The organism is Pseudoalteromonas sp. PPB1 (genome assembly GCF_015356275.1).
Taxonomy (GTDB): domain Bacteria; phylum Pseudomonadota; class Gammaproteobacteria; order Enterobacterales; family Alteromonadaceae; genus Pseudoalteromonas; species Pseudoalteromonas rubra_D.
Genome location: NZ_JACEQV010000004.1, coordinates 1 through 24396 on the forward strand (window position 1 = coordinate 1; position 24396 = coordinate 24396).

General features: G+C 46.7%; 10 protein-coding genes. 6 read left to right on the plus strand and 4 right to left on the minus strand.

All coding sequences use genetic code 11. The features are described from left to right. The 6 genes from IY568_RS05270 to IY568_RS05295 all read left to right on the plus strand — a co-directional run. Positions 1-1769: RHS repeat domain-containing protein (locus tag IY568_RS05270; protein ID WP_194866946.1), on the plus strand; the 1769-nt coding region annotated here is incomplete at its 5' end. Beyond that, positions 1769-2182, plus strand: a complete 414-nt coding sequence (locus IY568_RS05275) for a hypothetical protein (protein WP_194866947.1) — start codon at positions 1769-1771, stop codon at positions 2180-2182. The genes IY568_RS05270 and IY568_RS05275, both read left to right, overlap by 1 nt. A 393-nt stretch (positions 2183-2575) precedes the next feature. Next, positions 2576-2926 carry a hypothetical protein gene (locus IY568_RS05280; protein ID WP_138539779.1) on the plus strand — a complete coding sequence of 117 codons (351 nt, stop codon included), beginning with the start codon at positions 2576-2578 and terminating at the stop codon, positions 2924-2926. Between the two features lie 240 nt (positions 2927-3166). Beyond that, positions 3167-10432 carry an FG-GAP-like repeat-containing protein gene (locus IY568_RS05285; RefSeq protein WP_194866948.1) on the plus strand — a complete coding sequence of 2422 codons (7266 nt, stop codon included), beginning with the start codon at positions 3167-3169 and terminating at the stop codon, positions 10430-10432. Positions 10433-10440: 8 nt separating this feature from the next. Further along, entirely contained in the window at positions 10441-10728 is a 288-nt protein-coding gene (locus IY568_RS05290) for a DUF6966 domain-containing protein (RefSeq protein ID WP_194866949.1), read from the plus strand. A gap of 452 nt (positions 10729-11180) precedes the next feature. Next, positions 11181-11525: a hypothetical protein gene (locus IY568_RS05295; RefSeq protein WP_194866950.1), complete on the plus strand. Its 345-nt coding sequence runs from the start codon at positions 11181-11183 to the stop codon at positions 11523-11525. Positions 11526-12016: 491 nt separating this feature from the next. Here IY568_RS05295 and IY568_RS05300 read toward each other — a convergent pair whose 3' ends face one another. The 4 genes from IY568_RS05300 to IY568_RS05315 all read right to left on the minus strand — a co-directional run bounded on the left by IY568_RS05300 (position 12017) and on the right by IY568_RS05315 (position 24253). Next, positions 12017-21739, minus strand: coding sequence for a hypothetical protein (locus IY568_RS05300; protein WP_194866951.1), 9723 nt, complete (start codon positions 21737-21739; stop codon positions 12017-12019). 89 nt (positions 21740-21828) lie between these two features. Further along, the gene (locus IY568_RS05305; protein ID WP_125557867.1) at positions 21829-22200 is read right to left on the minus strand and encodes a hypothetical protein; all 372 of its coding nucleotides are present in this window, start codon (positions 22198-22200) and stop codon (positions 21829-21831) included. Between the two features lie 79 nt (positions 22201-22279). Continuing rightward, positions 22280-22759: a hypothetical protein gene (locus tag IY568_RS05310; protein ID WP_138539173.1), complete on the minus strand. Its 480-nt coding sequence runs from the start codon at positions 22757-22759 to the stop codon at positions 22280-22282. Between the two features lie 624 nt (positions 22760-23383). Beyond that, positions 23384-24253 (minus strand): bile acid:sodium symporter family protein, encoded by an 870-nt coding sequence (locus tag IY568_RS05315; protein WP_194866952.1) that lies wholly within the window; start codon positions 24251-24253, stop codon positions 23384-23386. Positions 24254-24396 lie beyond the last annotated feature (143 nt).

Below are 24396 nucleotides of genomic sequence, written 5' to 3' on the forward strand. Positions count from 1 at the left end.
AAACGTTCGGGTATGACAGCCTGAACCGGGTTACCAGCAGTGCGATATCAGGGGGGCCGAGCACCACAATCAGCTATAATGAGCTGGGTAACATCACCTATAAAACAGGTGTGGGCCATTATCATTATCAGTCGAGCCGCCCCCATGCGGTGACGAAAGTCACGGGTGACAGAGCCAATACCTACCAGTACGATGCGGCGGGTAACATGGTGAAGGACAATGCCCGTGAGCTGGTATACAACACCTTCCACAAGCCGGTTTACATCAAAAAAGACAGCTACTGGATGGAGTTTGCCTACTCGGGTTCTGGTAAGCGTTATAAGCGTACTGAATTTGGTGGTGAAAAAGGTTTACTGCTGCCTATCCTCAACGGGGATATCAGCACCTTTATTCCAATCGCACAGGAAACCCGTTATGTGGGTAATGTGGAGTTCGTTCGCTATGGTGGCCAGAGCACCTGGGTGAGCAAGCGCTACATTGCGGGCAAGGTACTTATTACCACAGTGAACAATCAGGCGACGACACGCTTTATGCTGGACGACCATCTGGGTTCAACGCATGTGATAGCGGATGCCAGTGGTAAGAAAGAGCAGGTGATGAGCTTTGATGTGTTTGGTGCACGGCGAAACGCAACCACCTGGGCGAGAGACTTCAGTGACCAGAATAAGTTCACCAGCAAGCTGACACTACGCGGTTACACGGGTCATGAGCAAATGGATGAGGTAGGCCTGGTGCACATGGGCGGGCGTATTTACGACCCAATCCTGGGACGTTTCTTACAGGCAGACCCGATGGTGCAGGCACCGGAGAATATTCAAAACCTGAACCGTTATTCGTATGTGGTTAATAACCCGCTGAATAAGACTGACCCCAGTGGATATATCTTTGCGACGATTGCGGTATGGGCACTGAATGCGGCAATCAGCCAGGGAATCATCACGGGTGTGACAGCGACTGTACTCAGTGGTTTGCTGACAGCTTACTCTTACTATGGCCTGGCACAAACAGCAGTAGGCATCATTCAGGCCATTAATGGAGGGGGAACGGCAATGGCCAATTTCCTAGGTGGTTATGCTAAAAGCTGGGCAGAAGGGTGTGCACTTTCGGTTGCCGGAGTTGGCTCCTGTGATGTGCCGTTTAGTGAGCTTAAGGCACTCTACGTTGCTGGCAGCACACTTATGGATATGGCTACATCTGTGAATAAAGCTAAGGCATCCGAAGGAGCTAAAGATGCTATCAGTGTAACTGCCGCTGATGCTGAAGTAGAAGCACCTGAAAAAGAGGAAACCGCTAAGACGGAACCGCCAAAAGATATTGTTGGTACCCCAGAAATGGACAAGAAAGCAATAGAATTATTAGGCGGTATGACAGATACTAAAAAAGAGCAGTCCGTTGTCGTGAAAAAAGATGGTGGATTGATACAGCCTGACAAATGTGTGAACGAGAAATGTTCGTTTTCTATCAAACCATCGGATGATCTCTCATTCGTTGCTCATACCCATGTTGAAAGTGACGAATCTAATCGAAAGCTTAGAAAATTGATCAATGAGAAGCGAGAAATACCGGGTCCCGGTGACCATGGTTTCCTGGAGAAAAAGAATATTCCTAACTATATAAAAACCCCAACTGGTGCTATCAGGGTGCTGGAAAAGGTCGGTGGACAATATCGGGTCAGAACGCTGTCGGGTGAAGCAGTTCCGACAGAGTGGAAACCAAAGGACGCCGTAATTTCAATTAGCGCTATTAGAAGGGCAAGAAGGGGTAGGTAATGACACCAATGAAAAGTTACCTTATGCTTTGTATCCTTGTTTTCTCATCACTTGCTCAGGCAAGTGATGAGAAAGAACAATACAAACGAACGGTATTTGAAGAGTTACTCAAGAATCCAGAAAATTACCACGACAATTCCATCAGTATTCGCGGTGTGTACTTATTTGGCTTGGATTTTTCTACACTATTTCCAGATTATGAAAAATATGAAAAAGACGATTTTGAGAACTCTATTAGTTTAGTACTTCCTGATGACTCAAATCTCGAAACGGCATATCAGCTCAGTGAACTTCATGGAAAGTGTGTGGAGGTTACAGGTGTTTTTGATGCGGCCTTTAGAGGGTATGGAGGGTTTAATAAAGGAACGCTAATGAAAGTGTTTAGTATTGAGCCCTGTATGAAGCATAATTAGCAGAGCGCTTGATATATAACATTAATGCAGAGCTTTCTCGCCACCTATTGTCTTAAATAGGTGGCGTTTTTGTGAAAGACACTAACTCGATTCAAGAGACAAATAGAGGCTGTCTATGCTCACTTAAGCTAAGTATTCGCTCCTAAATAACGATTTTTTAGTGACTTGTTAAATAGATATATTTTTTGTCGCACAGCCTTAGCAGATCACTTTGCTTACTTCTCAGCATACTGAGATGCGGTGATAATAGGTGCCATGCCCGTGTGAGTTGCCCTTTTGTTTACATTAGAAATAGCTGTATGCAATTGATGATGGGGGTGTGAACTTGTGGTTTATTTTTTGTTCTTTTTTGGGTACCATTGTACCGATAACTAATAAAAGGACGTAATGACAATGAAATTCTCTACACTTGCTATTTCCGCTTTATTCATCACTTTCGCTGGTCAGGCTGCTGCAAGCTGCGATAAGTACAGCTGTGAAGGCGTATCGAACGTTGTATTTTCTTCGGTTGTTGCCAACACCACTCAGGTAAAAGTGAAGTTCCCTCAGGGTACCAATGCCACTTTGGCTTGTAACCTGGACCAGGAAGAAGCGGCTGCACTGAATAAAACCAGCGAAAACTATCGCAATATGCAGTCTATGCTACTGACTGCTGTTGCCGCGAACCTGCCCGTTAAGCTCACTTTTAATCAGGCTTCTGCGAACTGTCAAATCGATGAAGTTGAAGTGAAGGTGGTTGAATAACACCACCGACCAAATTGTCGATATGGCTATACCACTGTGCTCAAGTCAGAGCACTGCATTCAGGTATCCTGATTTTGTGTACAACAGGCTGCCTGTGTCTCTGTGACACTATCAAGGCCCCGGGTGGGAATTACGCTCATTCTGGGTCTGCCAGCGCGCGCGATGTGTCTTTAAACTAAATGAGTGTAAATGCAGACAGGTATTAACGTCAGATAAAAATAAAAAACAAAGTGAGCAAACATGTTTAAGTATAAAGGAACCCTGGCCCTGATGCTGGGGGCTTTTAGTGTGTCGGGACAGGCCAGCCCGGTCACCCCCAGCAGCGATGTCTGGGGAGACAGTAATGGCCACCTCTATTATCAACAGCCTGTTAAACAGGTCACCACGGCGGATGACGCCCCGGTCAGTATTCGTGTTCACAACGCCATGCCCTATGTGCGTGTGGTCGAAACGGCAAACGGATACAAACTGGAGTATCTGTCAAAGCAAGATTTTACGGCACTACGCAATGAACTGGATGTGGTTGGTAAGCGTCTGCGTAGTGATTTTGACGGAGATGGTCAGCCCGACATTCTGATGCAGTCCGATCTTGGACATGAATTGCTCATTTCAAATGGCCAGGTACGCCCTTACCGTATCGGCATTGACCTGCGTGACATCGGTGTTCAGATGCAGGTACGCGATGTAAACTATGATTTTCGTAGTGACTTTGTGAACCCATCTGCCGAGCTGGTACATTATGCCCAGGCGACGGGTCTGAGTTCGGCCATCAACACCAATGATTATGTGGGCTCACTGTCGGCAGAGAGTAACGTATCACCCAGTGGTGAGTTTACTTATTCCATTCCCATCACCATGGGCGAATCAACGGGTGGACTGAAGCCATCGGTTTCTCTGAGCTATGCGTCTAACCCCAACAATGGTCATGTGGGTGTGGGATTTGCCATTGGCGGACTCAGTGCCATTACCCGCTGTGAGCAGAATATGGAAACCGACGGTAAGGCCGGTGCGGTTAACTTTGATAGCAATGACCGCTTTTGTCTGGACGGCCAGCGTCTGATTGTGAAATCGGGTCAGACTTATGGCGCCAACAACACGGAATACCGTACGCGTCAGAACAGTGGCCAGAAAATCATTGCCCATACTTCCAGCACAAGCACAGGTCCGTATGCCTTCACGGTAACGGATGTGAAAGGCAATAAATATACCTATGGTAAGTACAGCAGCACCTCGGATGCGTTGATTAACTCAAAGCAGGGTAAGGCATTTGCCTGGGCACTGAAGCGTGTTCAGGATGCTTCGGGTAACTACTATACCTACCACTATACTAAGGTCAGCGGCAGTCTGGAGTATTACCCGACGGCGGTGAAGTATTCGGGCTATGGTACAGGCGGCACCCGCAATGAAATCCGTTTTACCTGGGAAGACCGTGTAGATAAGAACAAAGTCTCTTATCTGAAAGGGAACAAGGTTGGCCTGACCAAGCGCCTGAAGCAAATTGATTCCTATTACTCAGGGAATCTGCTGCGTAAGTATAAGCTGACGTACCGCTATATCGGCACCGGCGTTACACAAAGTGCGCTGCAAAAAGTGCAAGCCTGCTCGTCGGACAACAGCTGTTTGTCACCCACTGTGTTTAACTGGAAGACGCGCGGTAGCATTCGTCTGGGGTCAGACATTGGTCGTGATTACTCCAGAAACAGCCGCTATAAAGCGCACCAGTTTATGGATTTCAATGGGGATGGCCTGACCGACATCGCGTTTGTGCGTAACGACCGGGGCAGCTCGTCAGATCATTTATACATGATCCCGAATACGGGTCGCGGGTTCGGCGATGAGCGTCGTTTTCATGATATTGCTACGAAAACCTTCCGCAAAACCTGGAAAGTCATTGACTATGATAAGGATGGCAAAGACGACATTCTGTATATGAAGGGCAGCAGCCAGTACTGGCAGCTGATGCGCCATACGTCAGCAATGAATTTCACCACTACCCAACTGACGGGGATCAGTAAGCCGAGCTCAGATGACAACACGCGCTTTTTAGACATAGACGCAGATGGTTACCCGGAGCTGTTGCATTTTGTGGGTAACAAGCTGTCTTATCAGAAAGGTATTAAAACGGGTCTGGCTAGCGGTCAAGCAAAAGCGCTGAAGTTCAACCTGTCGGCACCGAGTGGCTCAACGGCGACTATGATGTCGTACGATAAAGAGGACAACACCTTTCAGGCGATGGATTTTAATGGGGATGGTCGCGCTGATTTCCTCGCTAAAGTGCGAGTGAGTACTTATTATGACGATATTGACCCACCCTGTGAAAGACCGCCTTTCTGTGAAGCTCCCAAAGGGATTGAACCCACCCCAATGGCGGTTAAGGTTAACCATGTAGGGGCCTCTTCAAGTCTGGCAGATCGATTTGGTGGTCAGGTTGAGCGCATCGGTGGTGGTACGGTCACACAGCGTAGTGAATCAACACCCATTACCCCGGTTAATCTGAGTCAGCTGAATCCGGTGAATATGGTGGGTGGCCCGGCAGCCAGTGCGTTATTACAAGCGGAGCAGCAGGCAGCGCAGGTACAGTCACTGAGCCGGACATCTGGCCCTATTACCACTCAGGGCTATCGTAACAGTTACTACTGGAAAATCCTGGTTTCAACAGGGAATGACACCTTTGCAGAGCTTTACTCTTTAGGTAGTACCAGTTCGTATAAAGACATTCAGGCGGTTGAGCTGAATGGCGATGGTCTGGCAGATATTCTGTACCGCAACAGTAACAATGACTGGTATGCCCGGATCAACACAGGCACAGGGTTTGCCAGCGGGATCAAGTTATTTAACTATGACAAGCCAAGCCTGAAGGTGTTTGATATCAATGGTGATGGGATCCCAGAGGTATACCGTGAAGATCACGGAGATCATTTTTACTTTTATAACGGCACGAACTTTACGTACCGCAAAATGACTTCTAATGGGTCGAACTATGACTTCACGACTTATATGGACGTCACGGGTGATGGCAGCGCAGACAAACTGGTATTCCAGGGTCGTATGGGCTTATATCAGAACTCGGATGCACCGACCAACCTGATCTCGTCGGTACGAGACGGATTTGGTGCGTATACGACGGTGTCGTATTCGACGCTGAACAACCGCAATATTTACACACCACATAATGATGCCCGCACCAAGAGCTGGGGCAATGGCCGCGTTACGGATGTGAAGTCCGGCGCCCGTGTGGTGAGCATTCTGGAAACAAAAGGCGAAACCATTAAGTACAAGTATCACGGTGCGAAGGCCCAGGTGGGTCGTGGTATGCTGGGTTTCCGTCAGATTGAAATGGAAGCGGTCAATGGCGGGACTAAGGTTGTTACAACCTATCGTCAGGATGGCGATTATCGGGGCAGCCCGGAGCGGGTTCAGACCTATGTACGTTATGGCAGCGACACGTCCACCGGTGGCGGCTCAGGTGGTGGCTCCGGCGGAGGGTCGGGTGGCGGCTCCGGTGGCGGTGGTGACTTAGATCCTTGTGAAGTATTTCCGGAAAGCTGTAACTGCTCCTGGCAACCTGGTGAGCGTTGCGAAGCACCAAAGTTTGCACCAATAGATACTCTGGCTGCCTCAGCCAGGACTTTCAGTGCGGCAGAGGGCATTTCTGCTGCTGGGATACAGGCATCGCCTGTACAGGTAAGCAGTGCACAGTTTGCAACGCTGTCTACGGCGTCGGTGAATACCAGTATCTGGCGTCTGAAATCAGATATGACGTCGACTTTTGGTCGTAAGCAGGCAACGAGTTTTGTTACTGCCAATAGCACCAAACCCTATATTGTCTATCCGTCCAGAACGGTTACTAAAACCTATAGTACGGATGTCAGCAGTCTGACGTTGATAGCGACCAAAACTAAAAATGTTACGGTGGACAGTTACGGTAATCCGTTAACGCAAAGCAGCATAGTTGATTCGAAAAATGGCTATGCAAAGACAGACACAAGAAATACTTACAGCTACAGCAATTACGGTGGCCGGGTTACTAAAACGGTGGAGACCAAGCGTTATCTGAACCGTTTGAATGGCACAAATAAAGGGAACTATCAGAACACCCATACCTCAACCTTTGCCTATGACAGCAAAGGGCGCCTGATTAAGTCAACCGCAGATAACGGTGTGGTGAAAAGCTATACCCTGAACAGTTATGGCCTGATCACTAAAGAAACGGTTTCTAAGTCAGGCTTACCTACCAAGACGCTGGAAACCTATTATGACAGCACCTACCGTTTGGTCACGGGTGAGAAGAACAGCCTCGGGCATCGCAGTTCCATAGGTTATGACAGCCTGGGTCGTAAGTCTTATACCCAGACTGCCAATGGTCAGCGGACTTACTACACCTACGATAAACTGGGTCGCCTGACAGGAGAAACTTCAACTCCGGCTGACAATACAAGCAAGACTGGCGTTAAGGCACTGAGCAGCAGCGAGAGTAAATACTGGTGTACCAGTAGTAATGGCTGTGTGAGCGGTGCGGCGTATTACGAGGAAAGTGTGTCTGAGAGCGGGCCTACCAGCCGACAGTACTTTGATAAGTATGGTCGTGTGTTGCGTGAGTCTGGTATGTCCCTGAGTGGTACATTCATCAACGTTGATTATCTGTATGACACCAAAGGTCGTAAGTACAAAGAGTCCATGCCTTACTTCCACGGTGGCACGCCACTTTGGAATGTGTACAAATACGATAAGCAGAATCGGGTTGTACAGATAACTAAGGCAGATGGCTCTATCTGGAAAACCGAGTACAACGGCGAGAGTGTGACCACGGTTAACCCGTCTAATCGTAAAAATACCCAGCTGACAAATGCGATAGGCCTGCTGGTCAAGGTCACAGATGCAAACAGTAAATCGGCATACTATGAGTATGATGAAAATGGTAAGTCACGCCTGCTGACTGGCCCTAAGGGCAATAAGATCCAGGTCAGTTATGATAAGTACGGCAATAAAACCCGTGTAATCGACTCTGACAAGGGCACCATCAATTACAGCTATAATGCCTATCATCAGGTAACCCGAGAGTCAGACAGCAATGGCAATGTGATCACGTATCAATACGATGTACTGGGCCGAAACACAGAAGTACAGCGCAAGCGCGGTGGCACGAAGCTTGAGCATCATGTGGTGAATACCTATGACAGTGGTGCGTATGCCAAGGGGATGATTGCTGTGACGACCGACAGGGTCACAGGATTTACCGAGCGTGTTTACTACGACAGTTTTGGTCGTAGCCGCGAAAAGCATACGGTGATTGACGGCACTACTTATAAAGAAGTTAAGCATTATAATAATGCCGGTCAGTTATATAAAGAGACAGATGCGTCGGGCAAGTCAGTGACTTACCACTACAATGCGCACAAGCACATGAGCTCCCTCAAAGACTTGCAGACGAACAGTGTCGTCTGGCAGGCCTCGGCGGCGGATGCCTTTGGTAACGTCACCACAGAGAAACTGGGTAGTCGCATTACCCGGACTAAGGTGTTCGATCAGAAGACCGGTTTGCTGACCAGTCTGAAGTCAACGGGCAGTGGCACGTTACAGAACTGGGCCTATAACTGGAGTAATCTGGGTAACCTGAATTATCGTCAGGACCATACGATTGGTAAGAAAGAAACGTTCGGGTATGACAGCCTGAATCGGGTCACCAGCAGTGCGATATCAGGGGGGCCGAGCACCACAATCAGCTATAATGAGCTGGGTAACATCACCTATAAAACAGGTGTGGGCCATTATCATTACCAGTCGAGCCGCCCCCATGCGGTGACGAAAGTCACGGGTGACAGAGCCAATACCTACCAGTACGATGCGGCAGGTAACATGGTGAAGGACAATGCCCGAGAGCTGGTATACAACACCTTCCACAAGCCGGTTTACATCAAAAAAGACAGCTACTGGATGGAGTTTGCCTACTCAGGTTATGGTAAGCGTTATAAGCGTACTGAATTTGGTGGTGAAAAAGGTTTGCTGTTGCCTATCCTCAACGGGGATATCAGCACCTTTATTCCAATCGCACAGGAAACCCGTTATGTGGGTAATGTGGAGTTCATCCGATATGGCGGCCAGAGCACCTGGGTGAGCAAGCGCTACATTGCAGGCAAAGTACTTATTACCACAGTGAACAATCAGGTGACGACACGCTTTATGCTGGACGACCACCTGGGTTCAACGCATGTGATTGCGGATGCCAGTGGTAAGAAAGAGCAGGTGATGAGCTTTGATGTGTTTGGTGCACGGCGAAACGCGACCACCTGGGCGAGAGACTTTAGCGACCAGAATAAGTTCACCAGTAAGCTGACGCTACGTGGTTACACGGGTCATGAGCAGATGGATGAAGTGGGCCTGGTGCATATGGGCGGGCGTGTTTACGACCCTATTCTGGGACGTTTCTTACAAGCAGACCCCATGGTGCAGGCACCACAAAACATTCAAAACTTTAACCGCTATTCGTATGTGGTGAATAACCCGCTGAATAAGACAGACCCCAGTGGATATATCTTTGTTACCTTAGGTGTTGGCCTGCTAAAACACGCAATCTTGAACGGTTTCATTACTGGTACCTTGGCAGCTGCTATTACTACTGCAATTACTGCGTATGAGTTCTACAGCACAGTGCAGTTTGTGGTAGGTGTGGTTCAGGCCATTGATGGTGGCGGAACTGCAATGGCAAATTTTGCCGGTGGCTTTTTAAAGGGAGCTATCAAGAGCTTTGGAGTAAATGCCTTGCTAAGTAGCACTGGATTGGGTCATGAGGCGGATGAATGGGCTGATTATCAATCTGAACTGGCCGATGAGTATGGGCTTGAAGGGTTGTCAGATTATTTTGCTGAAGAAGCCGCTGAAATCCGAGCTGATAGAGAGCTAAATACTAAAGAGCTGACAGCGAGTCTGGCACTTGGGAACACTAATATGGGCAGGCGGGATGCTGAAGCGATGCTCGCTGGCAAAGTCACAGGCGAAGAGCTCACCATGGAGCGCATCGAGGTTGTTGGTTTTGCAGTTTCTTTTGCGCCCGCGGTAGGCACCCCTGCATGGCTGTATCGCGTTTATCAATCCAGCCGTATATTTAAGCAAGCGAGGGTTGTTACAAACAGCATAGCTCGTTTATCTGATGATCTAGCAGGAACCTTTGCTGGTGGAAGATATACTTCAAGGGTGCTAGATAAAGATATGGTATTGTACCGAGCCGGTACAGGAGATAGGCCACTGGGGCAGTTTTTTTCAAAAGATAAGCCCATAAGCGAGATTCAAACAAGAATTGATAAAGCAGTATTACCTGTGTGGCCCGGCGGTGCAAAGTCTCCGATCGACACCGTTTTTAAAGTTCGAATTCCCGCTGGAACGACAATTCATACTGGCCGTGTTGGCTCTCAAGGTGGTCACTTTGTCGGTGGTACTCAACAGATAGTAGTTGAGACACCTTGGTTGCTTAAAGGTGTTAAGGTTTTAGGTAGCTCGCCTCTAAAATAGGAATATATATGAAGAATGTAACTTTGTTAATTTCGGAAATTGAAAAAATTATTGAGCTCCTTGTCTCAGTTGGCGAAACAAACTGGGCCGGTTCATTCAATAACTTTAGGCAAAAATTAGATTCCACCAATGCGGAGAACTTAGAAACTCTTCGTAGTGAAATTCTGAGAGTATATGGCGGAATGGGATCTTTTAGTGACCTTGTTTTATATGAGCAAGGTCAGCCTATGATAAAGGAAAACCAAAAGTTAGATGAGTTGAGAACAGAGCTATTTCGCATCTTAAACGATAGATAAAGTTACGAAGGAGGTAACAACTGTTGCTCAATGGATGAGTTAAACAGAATACACTAAGTCCATAAAAGGCAGTGTATAAAATTTGAGTAGATACCCATCTTACAATGGCGTACAGGATGTACGCCGTCTACCTTTAGATAATGCTCAATGTTTTGAGGCTGGCGGATTATGCCAATGGCAAGGAAGAGGCAGGTTAGCTTATTAGACACTAAGCACTACCACTTTATACCCGGTGTGTCCTCCGGGTATTACTGTGCGGGAAAGGCTGTGCAATGGGCATGAATTTTGGAAAACATATATGGACGCTCCAGCGGTATCAAGCTATCTCGCTCTTTTACGTGTTTTACTAATCCCGATACTTAGTCTAGTTCGCTGTAAATGTGTTTCCTTTTAAAAGAGTGACGATTTAAATAACATTAATAATTTTTATAATAAAAAACGAGGGTGAAAAAATGGGAAAAATTATCGTAGTATTACTTGGGATTTTATTTTCAAGTAACTTAGTAGCCTCTGATTTTACGGGGAAAAAGCTCACTGGCGCAGCTGCTTATCATCATGATGGCAAAAGTATTTTATTTGTCAAAATTAATGATACTAACCACATGGCAGCCTGCGCAAATACCAAACGTTTTGCCATTGACAGCACAGCTGCAAACTTCAAGGAAATGGTCAGTGTTGCGATGATGGCTTATGCAACAGGGGAGACAGTTCATATAAAAGGTATAAAGGACAGTTGCAAATACTGGAGTAATTCTCAGGATTTGAAAGGCATTGCGATTGGTTCAATACCTTTTTAAACTTTAGTTTTCCAAAGGTGGTTAAATAACCTATGTCCACTAATTTAAACCACTGCTTCAGGGCGTAATAATAGCGCCGTTAGCTGTGATTCGTTGATTTTGAGCTGACTAGTATTTCGGTATAAACATATGGACGCTCTTGCGATGTAAGGCTGAATGGGGCTGCGAGATAGCTGATGTAAGCTATCTCGTTCTTTTATCTGTTTTGCCATTCCCGATGTTTGGCGCAGTACTCTGTAAATGTGTTGACCTGATATTTATTGGGCTGGTTGATTATTCTGCATCCTAAATGAGTTCCTAGCATGCAAACCTGTACTTTCCTGAGACTCCGACCTAACCATTTAAAGCAGAGCCACAGTTGGCTTGTGAATTTATGGGGAAGTTACACCCGAGTCATCTCGATTAAGGAGCAAACCCTAAAATTACACTAGCCGCCAGATAAACCGATGGCCCTTTACAACTAGGGCCTAGTCGGTTATCTAGGCGAAAGTTTAATTCTGTGGTTCCCACCAGTTTGGTGTCTTACCAACCTGTAATGCAACGGCGTTCAATTGCACTAAAGGCAGCCTTTCTTTGGTACTGACAATTGTGGTGGCAAATATAGTTGGTGTGAAAACTATCATACTGTTGGGCGCCTGTGCTCCTGATGCAGCTTGCCAGTTAGCAAGGTTCTGGGTAACCACTTCTGCTGCATCTGCAACCTTGTCGTTGCTGACAACCTGTTCAAACAAAAACACCGGAAGATCTGTATTGAATGTTGATGCTTCGCTCGATAAGCCCGGCGTGACACTGGGGTCAGCCTGGTGAGCCATCACTTGATAGCGATAGTTGATCGCACTTTCATACCTGAGTGCTGGCCTGGAACCATTGGTAATACTCCCTGGAGGGGGCGTCTTAAGTTGTTGCAATAGCTGCTCAACCCCAGCTTGCAAACTGTCTGCATTTGGCAGTTCAACATTTTGTCCCACGTTAATCAAAGGCACTACTGGGTTTGGCCAGTATACGGTCTGAGTATGATAGACAAATGCAGTATTCGTTGTCTCGGGTGATGGCGCCAGATTGCGATTTCGTTCGGTATAAGCACTGGGGCGAACACTTTGGAAATCAAGAATATAGAAATTGGTCCAGTTCAACTCTAAATCAACAGGCAATTCATCTTGCTCGGCAATATAAGTCATGCTGCGATTATCCGCTTCATGAGGCATTTGCCGATAGCCGGTGATCTGTGGCCAGGGTGGGATCTCCTGACTTTGCTCGTCAATAAATACCAACAGCAAGTCCCCACCTTCAAGTTGATCAATAGCATAATGCCATGACTGGGTGTCATCTTGCTCGGCCAGTTTGGTTGCTTCGCTATTTGGTTGCTCTGGAGCGTGCCAGCTAGGCCAAGTGTTTGCGACCCCTGTGACCAATTCGCTAAACTGTGTAACTGCATCACGATTTTGCTCTGAATCCTCTCGACCGATAGCATTGATATTTGCTGCCAGTTGCGGATATTCAAACTCGAACCTAGCGAGAGCCTCAAACAGATCTTCAGGTGCCGGACGAGAGGCAACTGCACTTTGGCTGCTCATTAGCAAAGGCTTTTCACTTAAATCGTTGAGCGGCAGGTTAAAGTGCAGCATTAAGTTTAAAGTATCCTGACTGGCAACCGGACGCGCCATGCTTACACTGAGATTCCAGCTTAATGCATCACCGATTGTATTAATGGTTTTATGCTGTACAGCACTGACTTTGCGCAATACTGGCAAAGGAGGGTAGGTCCGCAGCGGTATAGGAATACGCACATCACCAATAGGTTTGGTCAATGTATTTTGATGCTCGTCGGATAAGTTTTTAGGATTCTGCTGAAGCACATAGGTCAACCAGCTGGAAGGCACATAGCCACACTTGGATGCCCTACTATCCCTTAAATGCTCAAGTTGACTTATCTGATAATTCAAACTGGTATTCACTGCGTTTTGCCGTGCGGGATCTTTGGCTGAGATCAGTGAATTTAGCCATCCTTTACCATCCACCAATGACAATGTTGCCGGAGTCAGCGAAAAAGGCAACTCACTTTGTTGCGATGCTGACTGGCTCTGTAAAGTCCCATATAATCGTGGCGGATATGCCTTGTCTCCATCAGGCTCCAACTCGCCATTGAGTTTGACATTGGCTTGCAATTGCATCAGCGCAGAGAAACCATAGTCCTTGCTAAGTGATTGTAACAGCGCCTGACGCCAAGTTTGTTGCGCAGAATTGATATCCCCACTGCCTTTGGCGAGGTTGTAGATATACTCGATGCTGTCGCCTATGGTTTCAGCGAGACTTTCTTTGTTGTTGACGAAGGGGTTGTATAGCTCATTGTCATGTGTCGACGCTCGGGCTGTACCGGTTGATATCATTGGGCTGAATACAGTTTCGACAGCATTGAGAAACTCCGCGCCCCAGGTATCCATATCGACTCCGTTGAATATCTGCGTCGTATCCTGCCATTGGCCGTCTGTGCTGTAATGCCTCAGGTTATCCACTTTGCGAGAAATTAACCGAGTACTCAATGGCGGCGGGGCATAATAAACCGGTTGATGCTGCTCGTCATTGAGGATCTCTACTGAAGTACCGCGTAGTTCACTCCAACGTTGCAGCCAAATGCTGCGCTTGCCAAATGACTGGTGGCCAATCTGGCTATCCATACCGGTAGCAACTTTAACCGTTCCCTCAGCATCGTCAAATTGATAGTAGGCTTTTTCAAAAGCAATCGCAAAAGTCGTCAGGCCACTAGGGGAGTTGGTTTTGTCATCATCATTATTGTTCGGAATAACTGCTTTTTGCTCTACCGGCTGTATCGCGGATATCACCCGGCGCACATTGGGCACTAAGCTGGCAATTTCATCCTCCACATTACGACGATAAAACTCAATACTCACCTGAAGCCGCTGTAAGTCATTTTTCCATGTCTGTGGGTAGTTTTTATCTAAGGGCAGCTCGATGCTGACAGGGGAAAAAGGCGCATCTGGGTTAGCATTAGTAAGCCATACAATCACTTTTTCGATAAATGTCAAAAGGTTAGCCTGTACTTCATCTCCCTTGCTGGTTTTGTATATCAGCCCTCGGTTTAGCACCTCACTGGTGCTTACCCCTGTGTTCATGTTTTTGTCAGCTAATTGAGATGCTATTAATTGATAGTGTTGCAGTATATTGAGTCTTTGAGGTTCGTTTACTTGGCCCAAGTCATCCAGGATAATGTTGCTATCCAGGACAAACTCGAAACGTAGTTTATTGCCGCTGTTATCAACTACTTTGTAACTGGTGGTGACCCCAACCCAGTCACCGATGCCGAGAATGTTGTCATTGTATTGTACAACTAAGTCCGTTTTACGATTGAAGCTATCGGGCAGGCTGTTGCCAAATACATCCTCACTGGAGATCTCAATGGTTAGTACATCGCCAATAGCAGCGTAACGTCCGTCTGGCGTGCTCAAATCACCGCTGGCAAAGTTCTGTTGGTATAGCCATTTTGGTTTGATGTCACTAACATCCTGTGGCGTTTGTCCACGGCTCCAATTGTACTTTTTCGGTTGGCCGTTAATAGCAGTAACTCGATAGCTAAGTATCTGGTAAAGTCCTGTAAGGTAGTCGCTGCTAATGGCATCGGCTTCGATTGGCGCATTATCCCATTCGACCTGCCAGCCAACGTCGCCACCTGGATAAGCTGCATTATATTGCTTAATAGGCGTTCCTAAGCTATCTGAGGCCAGAGTAGCGAAAATACCATTGTCTTTTTCAGGTGGGCTACCAATCAAGGCATTTTGCCATGGCGCGGTGCGAATTATACTGTCCTGTTGGGCAAGTTGAACCAGCAAGATCAGTTCCGCGTTACCTTGTTTGAACAGACTTTTGTCTAAGCCTTCGAGCTGTAAATAGAATCCTTTACTATTGGTTGTTGAAACCTCCCATACCAATTGCAGGAAGTCAATTTTCTGCTGCACACTCTCTGCGGGTTTAGAATAATTGATACAGTTGATAGGTCCATCGCTATCGGTGACATCTGCCCCATTTTGCCCACCTGGCATATTATTGGTGGATAAATCTGTACGAACTAATACTGACGGCGAGGTTGTCGATTGCCATTGTCCCTGACCACTGCTACTTAATAGCTGAATTTCATCAACAGCGGCCTCTTCCGATGCGATTGCTTCAAGTAATTTTTGTAGCAAGGCTCTATCAGCTTCATCGCAACCCAATAAAGAGAAAATGTTGCTGATAATACTATTGTCCGGGCTGTTAGGATCGGGTATTGCCGCCAGTTCAACTGTAATTGCCAAGGCTGCACTGGCCTGCCAATCTGAGCCAGCACCATTCAAGTCGGCATGTGCGGTCTCGCCATCTTGCGGTCCATGTTGAGACATTCTGAGCCATGGTGCATCTCCATCTTGTAGCTTGTTTTTCGCCTGAGCGATCGATTGCATCAGCCCTGCCGAAAAGCTGCCAATCACTTTTTCGCTGTTATCGCTTAAACGCCAGTTATTCAGTTGATTGAAAGCCAAAGTAAGGTTGGCTGGCGACAATGGTTGCAGAGGTTTCAACAGCCATGGAGTATCATCCGGTCCTTTTTCGTGGACCATACCAGGGTCCAGTGACGCCCTAGTGTCCTTATTTACAGATAAGTATGAAGGTGCATCATCAGCTTTACTCAGGGTTGCATCCAATATCCAACGATTACCGGATTTATGCAGTGTAAATTGTTGACCAGTAAGCGCGTATAGAGACTTCAATTGCTCGTTGTTGTCGCCAATCGGTAATCTGACACCGGCCATCATAAAGCGGGAAACAAACCCAGACAGGTCGCCCATACTTAATTTCTTAATCGCAGCGTCAAGAGTCTTTTGCTCGCTTTGTTTTAGCATTGCGATGAGTTGTTGTGCCAGCATCATAAAGTAGTTATTAAACACCATTTGGCACATCGACAGACCGGCCGTGCACGTCCCACTGTTTTCTGCCCGCCCTTGCTGGTCGAAATAGCGTCTGATGACATCGAGGTAATCCGGTTGCATCTGCTTGGCACCAAACTGATTTGACCCCTTATACAACTGCGAATCGTCAGTATTGTAATGCAGTATCAAATCTGGGTGGGCAGCCATCACGACGGTGGCTGTGTCCTCTGTGAACTGGGCTGAACCGATATTGAATCTGAACAGGGCCGACAACGCCGATTCCAAGTCTTTGGAGAATGCACCTTGCTGAAGTTTTACAAGGGTGTTGTCCAGCTGTGTAGCAAAATTGCCATCACCGCCATAATGACCAATCAGCCACTTTGCCAAACTAATGCACATTAAACCAAATGGTGATTCAGGCCCATCGCTGACCATGGTTAGGATAGCGACCCCTTGGGGTTTCCAAGTGATGTTGTCGTCGCTGACGGAAGTTGTCAGCAAGGAAAAATCAACAGGCAAGTCCACGGGATCGGCGGGGGTGTAGATAAACCCTGGCCCGGATTCAACAAAGTTTGCCTGCTGCGCACCAGGTGCCAGCGCATACCTGTCAATCAATGCCGTATTGTCTCTTTCTCCTAGTACATTATTAGGGGTTGGGTTGTCTAAACTTGCTGCAGGTCCTGAGCCGAAGGTAAAATTAAACAGATCCAGCCTAGTTTCAAATGAAAAGCTTAGCTTGACAAAGATTACTTTCAATGAAGCCTGGGCCTTGACCTTAACGTTAATCAATAACGGCGTACTGTGTTTGGTTTCTATGGCAAAAGCGATGTTAAAAGAAAGGCTGATAGAGACCGAAGCTGCAATCACTACAAAGTCAACTTTACCTGACAGCTTACCGGTTAAAGACTGGCTTATTGCCCACCACCAATAGTCCACGCCGTCTTCTGTTAAAGTACCGTTGTAGGAGGCTAAAAACCCTTGCACAGTAAGACTTTGGATCAGGCTTGCAGTGGCTGACAACGGCCCGACTTTATATTTTTCTTCCAAGCCACCTGCAAGCCCTGCACCAAACGACCAGATCAAATCAAAGTGGTCGCCAAACTGGTCTGGGGCAGCGGCACTACTGAGCTTGGCCAGATAGAAACCCGCTTTGGCTATCAGGGGATACGGACCGGCTTTAAATGCCACAGAAAAGGGATGCGCATCTTCCCCTTCAAATGGCCAACCAATAGCAAAACGCCAATCGCCATTCGTCCATATGGCAATACTAAAGTTGGGCAGGCTCAGCTTAAAAATCCCCAGTTTGAGATCTTTCAAATCGATATAAATGTCGGCTGACCACACCCCCAGTTGATCATTAACTTTGCGATATATGATGGTAAATTCAAAGTTATCGATGATTGAGAGAAAGCCCTTGCCTGGCTTGTCACCTGGTTTTGGGCCTTTCATCATTAGTGACGTTAACTCACCACCAGCAGGTGGTACAGGCTTACTTTTACTGGTATCGATTTTGACTTGTGCGCCATAAAACGAATCGTCATGGAGCAACACCGTCATACCTAAGCTTTTAAATTCGAACTGAAGGCCTGCCAGTACACCGGCACTGGAACTGTAGAAAGGGTCTTTGGCTGCCTGTTGCTGAATAAATTGTTCAACGGTTTTACTGGTATATGGATTCAACCGCTCAAATGTCTCTGAAATCACATTAGGGTTGGTGGGGTCGGTGACGATATCAAATGAGCGCCCAACGAATGTGCTGGGTACACCATCAAGGCTAAGAGCCAGCGTGGGTCCACTCCAATTGCTATCAATGGACTTACCCTGATACAGAATTGGATTTCCTGAGCCCGGTGAGCTGGGGGCGCCAAATAAGCCGAGATCTTTGGGCTTGTTGGAATAGTTAAACATCAGGTTCAGTAGTTGGCCTTGAAAGTGTACAAACAACAAGGCGTAAATAGAACTGTCTGGTAAAGCCACCTGGTTGAGTTGAACTCGCTCAAAACTGGTATTGATCACCCCTTCCAGTTCGAATCCACCTGCGCCATTAACGGCTGACGGCAAACTCAGCACTAAGCCGACCCCCTCATTTTTCGAGCTTGCTTTTGGATCCCAACCTATTGATATATTCGCACTGAGCTCTGTCTTATCAGACAGCAACATGCCAAGTGACCCCAAAGGCACGCTAAAATTGATGGAGAAAACTGCGTTGCCGGAAAAATCTTCATCACCGACTGTGATTTCCCATACTCCAGGTAAGCTCTTTTCTAGGCCTCCAGGCTGATGGCTTAAGGAGTCAATCAAGCATGGGAAAGTGGCATCAAAACTCAGCTTTCTTGAATGGCTGAGACCCTGGTCGACCATCAGTCCGGATAAATCTGTGGTTATCGGCCCTTCGATATCAGCACTGTTATCAGACCTGATCTCTGTCGTTATATTGAAGCCATAGCCAGATATGCAAAGGCCTGCTGTTGGCAAGTCTGGCTCGTTGGCATCATCAAATTCTCCATAGGAAAATAAGTCGCCACCAATGTCGTCGTCAAAGGCCAGCACACCATCTATGCGAAAAGTCGAGTAGGCCAGCACAGTGCCATCCTCATCAGGCTCTTGTCTGCTAACAGGCACTAATTGTGCGTTGGTGATCGATTGGGCTATTAAGGGAGTGAAACATTGGCCATGACTATTGTATTTAAAACTGCGCGGTTCCTTGGTGGCAAAAAGTAAGGTTCCTGTGCCATCTTCAGTGAGCGTGTAGACACCATCGATCACTATGGTACCGGATGTTTTATTATCCTGCTCTGTTGCTACAGCCAAATCAACCGGGCACTCGAGTAATTGATCAATAGAGAAGCCAATCCGGGAATCGAAAACCACAAGTTTGCTGTTTGCATAGCGAACATTAAATAGCAACACCTGAAAATCAGGAAAGCAACTGGGTGCTTCCAGTTCGTGTTGATAATGGATCACACTGAACAGTGAGCTGTAATCGAGCCGACTACCCACACTATCGATTCGATTGGTGGTTATTCCAAAATGATGGGCGCGTAATTGCCCTTGTATACCTCCCAATAAAATCTGAATGTCTAACGGCAACGACTGGTAATCCAGTGGAACGTTAAAAAAGAGTACGCCGTTCCAATTGGGGTCCTCCGCCATTTGTCGAAAATCGGCAAACAGGTCTTCGCCATTTTTTGCCACCGCCAGATACTCTTGCAAGCGGCTCTGTACTTGGGTTAAATCTTGGTCACCGACCAGGCTGGTCCACCTGTCGGGATGGTTTATTAGTTCGGCTAAGCTGACGTCTGGCATAAACTTGAAGATGACTATGGATTCCTCTTCGCCATTGCCAGGTTTAATATCGAAAGTGAAATCCCCTAACTGAATTTTGTTCTGCATTGGAGCCAATGCGCTGGCATCGGTTGCGACCAAAAACAAATTATCGTTCAACATGGCATTAGCAAACAGCGGGTTGACTACGCCATTGGTGTTTGCTGTAAAGGCAAGCTGTTGATCTGGGTTTTGTGGGCTGGTGGCCAGGGTTATCTGATTAATGGTGCCAGCCGGAGGAAGCGTGTCGCTTACCTCATTTAACTTGGCCAGTAATCCCAGTGGGGTGTGCATATAGCCACCATCAAACGGTTGACCGAGATTGATATCAAAAAATACAGGACCATAGCTCTGGTTAAAATAACTCGATAATTGACGACGCCGGCAAGGTGCCACGACAAGATTTTCAAATGCAGCTAGTTGGCCAGCAGAAAGATTGGCATTGGGAGACGCTATCCCGTGTTTGTTATCTTGAAAAAAGACGCCACCGTACGGCAGCATAGGCACGAGTGGGTTGTTTTGCGGATGAAACTGCACCAGGCTGGCACCTACCGCAATGGGAAATCGTTCACTTTGCTCCCCAGGTTTGTCGTTGACTGAAACAAAATAAGTAGCGCTGGCAGCCTGAATACAATAGCTGCTACCGAGTTTTCCAACGGCTTCTTTTGCCGCAGGAATGACTTGCAGCCAGCTCGAACTCAATGAGTCATCTGGCACTGCCCCTTCCGGATTTTGTCTTTTATCGATGTTGACAAAAGCAGGTAGGCCAACTTCAAATGCCAGTATATCGCCTTTACTCAATAGAAAAAATTCGTTGGCAGACACGCCACAGCGTAACGCGATAGACGAGTTTGAAAGTTCATCGTCGTTCGAGCCGACTTCGTAGTGGCCTACTGGGCATAAATAATAAGGGGTGTTATCAGTCAGACTGTTTCTGGCCCAGGCAAATCCGGCCGCAGCTTCAAGTTCAGTGCTTATTAACGGCTTCAGGGGAACAGCAGAGTTTGCTGTATTGTTAAAGTAGCAGGATGATATATCAACTTGCTCAGTGGCATCCGGTTGCAATACCATTCGGGTTCTTCGCCCATCTAAGGGGGCTAGTTGCTGAAAAAACACTTTAAAACCAAGATTATTCTTGGTCAAAGCCTGCTGTTCAGCCGGGGTAAAAAGCGGGTAGTTGATGGTGCTCGCCATGTCAGCGTCATGTCCGAAGAACATTTTTAATTCGCCGCTAAAATATTGATTGAGTTGATAGTGGCTCCATTGCCAGTCAAACACCATTGCACCACAACGGTCACCGCTAAGTGGAATATTGATGAGTTCCGGCTTGCTGCCAATGTCTATCTGTTGTTCCTGCTGTTGTAGTTGTACCGCAATTTTCTGGCCTTCTTTGGGGTTGTTGATGACAAACTGCTGCATCTTCGCGTCAAGTGTTAACGTTGCACGTCGGGTAAGCAGTAACCCCCAGCGATTGCTCAGACCGGCTTCTATGCCACCGGCATCTACCGCAAAAAAAGTATCTTCAAAGACTGCCCCGACATTAGTTGTTTGCAGCGTTTTATATCTTTCATCAGGCTCGTCACAATCGAACGCCAATCGCCAGGCAAGTCTCGAGGTTCCCAGGCCCGTTGTAATTATGTCGTCACTATTATCCAGCTCGGTCAGGAGTTGGTCAGGCGCAACCAGGTCATTACTAAATACGTAGCAACCAGATATATCTTCACTGTCTGCCAAAGAAAACTCAGCTAATGGTGCAGTGCTGCCGTGGCCAAAATAATAAAAATACAGGTGTCCCTTTTGCTGACCAAGCGGGTTGAAGAGATAGAGAGCGGTTTGCTGATCTGGATGGGATTGCTGCAAAACAAATTCATGGCCAGCATGTTCGTTATCCAAGCTACGACGTTTATCGGTTTCCAGGGGAGTATCAAGATCAAGAATTTCTTCACTAGGGCTTACAAAAGTACGCTTGGCCATGGGGGGTCCTTAATAAAAATAGGCAGTTAAAAAACTGCCGTTTGGTAGGTCCAAATTTTCTCTGACTGAAATCGAGATTAAATCAGGTATTAATTAACACGACTGATATGAATACCGTCTGTAGAACCGGTTTGGTCTTCTCCAGTCACTTGATCTTGAAAAATAAAGTAATACTGATTCAAGTTGAGTAAGCGAGTATTGTTGGTGGTAATGGTGTAGCGGCTCGATGAGGCCGCGGCATCAGAGGTAACAACCAAAGTATTATTACGATTATCAGCGCCAAAGACATCTCTGTCGTCCCGGGCTTTTATCGGGTAAGGGTGCGCCTGGGATTTTATAACTGAAGGTTGACCAGCATCACTGGTGATAACACTAAAGGGTTCCAGGGTGTATAATTCACCATCGTTTAAGCGTACTTGAATGGTATTGGTTGTTGAGTTGATAAAGCTTGCTGTAGCCATGTTTATGTCCTTTATATTAAATGGTCTGAGACCGTGGTTGCTTGCAATCGATAATTGCCGATTGATTAATATACTCATTTCAATAGCTAATGAAGCTGGTCGGTTCACTGCCAGGTATCAAAAGCCGTGGCCGTTTGTTGTTGAGAATATGAGAGGGTAAAGCAGCAAGTAACTTAGTTGCTTCGGTTTGAGAAAGCCTTTCAACTAAGATATCTTTGGTGCTGCCAAACTGGTCAGTTCCAACAACCCAGTCGCCATACACGTAGACACAAATCTCCAAGTTGACAGATACATTCGAGACAATGCGGTATGCTTGATAACTCTCGAACGCGGTTGAAAATATCAACAAAGTATTGTCATTACCGTTTGCCGCAAATACGTCTCTGTTTAAATGACTGGAAACTTGTGCTGACCAAGCGTAAAAAGTAAAAACCGTAGTTTGGCTTTCCCTGTCATCTGCAAGCGAGTCACCGGCCTTAATCACATGGTTTTCAAGTGCCGAATTCAAGTTAACCGAGAGCAGGTTTGGGCTTGCATTAATGATATTCGCCTTGGCCATATTACATTCGCTGTTTAAATCTCCTCGATATTGCAGGAATACGGGTGTAAAACATGAGCAGAGCTTGGATGAAAATGAGAAGAATTAATATTACATGGGCATTACGCCCATTATTTGCCTTGACTCGCTGTCTGGCGAAGTAAGGCGAGAAGCAAGGCATGGAGTGCCGGTTGGTATGCGTCGTCTATATCCTTTCTTGTCGCTAAGTATGCTTAGCTCTTCAAGTAATATTCTGGATCTCAACTTGGCGCGTGGCACGCCCAAGTTGAGAACTGCGAGCACATTAGTCATCTTAAACTAACTGAATAATTAAAGTGCTAAAGGTTGACAACCTTGCTGCATGAAGTCGCAGTATCTGTGAGGTTTTGTTATCCCGTTTTTCTATCTTTAGTTGAGAGTTGTAACTGAAGGAACTCTGCACGGTGTTGTTTATCGCACTGCTTGCAGTTAGCCGGATTGATTCACCGTCGTATAGCCCGCTTAGGTATCGACTTCAAGCTATGTTTAGGCGGCAACTGGTTCTGTGTATCCTCCAGAATATTTGCCAATTAGGTTCTTGGTTTTGTCCTGTATACTCAGTTACTGACAACTGCGGGCAGTCAGTGTTATCCACTCAGTTTGCTATCAGTGATGAACCTGCTTATGTTGTTTAATTGCCCATGCAGTAAATAAACCTGCACTGATAAACATAAACAAGCTGTATATGCTTGGTGCAATAGACATCACTTCATTGCCTAATAAGCCTGTGGTCACTAACAGAGCGAGCGTACCATTTTGCAATCCGACTTCCAGTGTGATGGTGCGGGTTTGCGTGACTTGATGCAAGAACGTGCGGGCTACCAGAAACCCTGCCAGCATAGAAACGAGGTTAAGTACGATCACCGCAGGCCCTGCCAGAATTAGATAATCGACGAGCTTGTCTTCAAGCTTTATACAGATACTGATTATCACCAGCAGTAATATTGCAACAGAGAAACGACTGATATACGGACTGGCTTTTTTTGCAAATTCAGGCCATTTGGCATTGATGGCCATTCCTGCTAATACGGGGATAACTCCAACCACAATGAGTTGTAACCAGGCCTTGAGTACCGGAAACTCAAGTAAGGTGTTGTTTTGCCCGTAATAGCCGATTGCCCAGGCGGCCAGAAAGGGGAGAGTAAAAGGGGTTATAAAGCCAACAACCGCGGTTAAAGACACCGACAGGCCAACATCCCCTTTTGCTAAATAAGTGTAAAGGTTGGACGTTGTGCCACCGGGGCACAGAGCCAAAATAAATAAACCTATGGCCAGTTCGCCACTTAACCCGGTCAATGCAATGGTCGTAACAGCAAGCGCAGGGAGTAAAATAAGTTGACAACTTGCTCCGATGAAAAAGCTTTTGGGCTGATGGTAGACGCGTTGAAAATCTGCACGTGTCAGACTCAGGCCGACGCCAGCCATGATCAGGATTAGCGCAATGGGTAAGCCTATTTCAATTAAAGCAGATGGCATGTTTTTGTCCTTGTTTTGCCTGGTTCAGCTTAATTTTAACAACGGGTGTGATATGCCGTTACAGGTAATTTGTACAGGTAGGATGTGAAGGGCATATGACGACATGGCTGGGTGACAAGGATCGGCTTGTCACCCAAACAAGG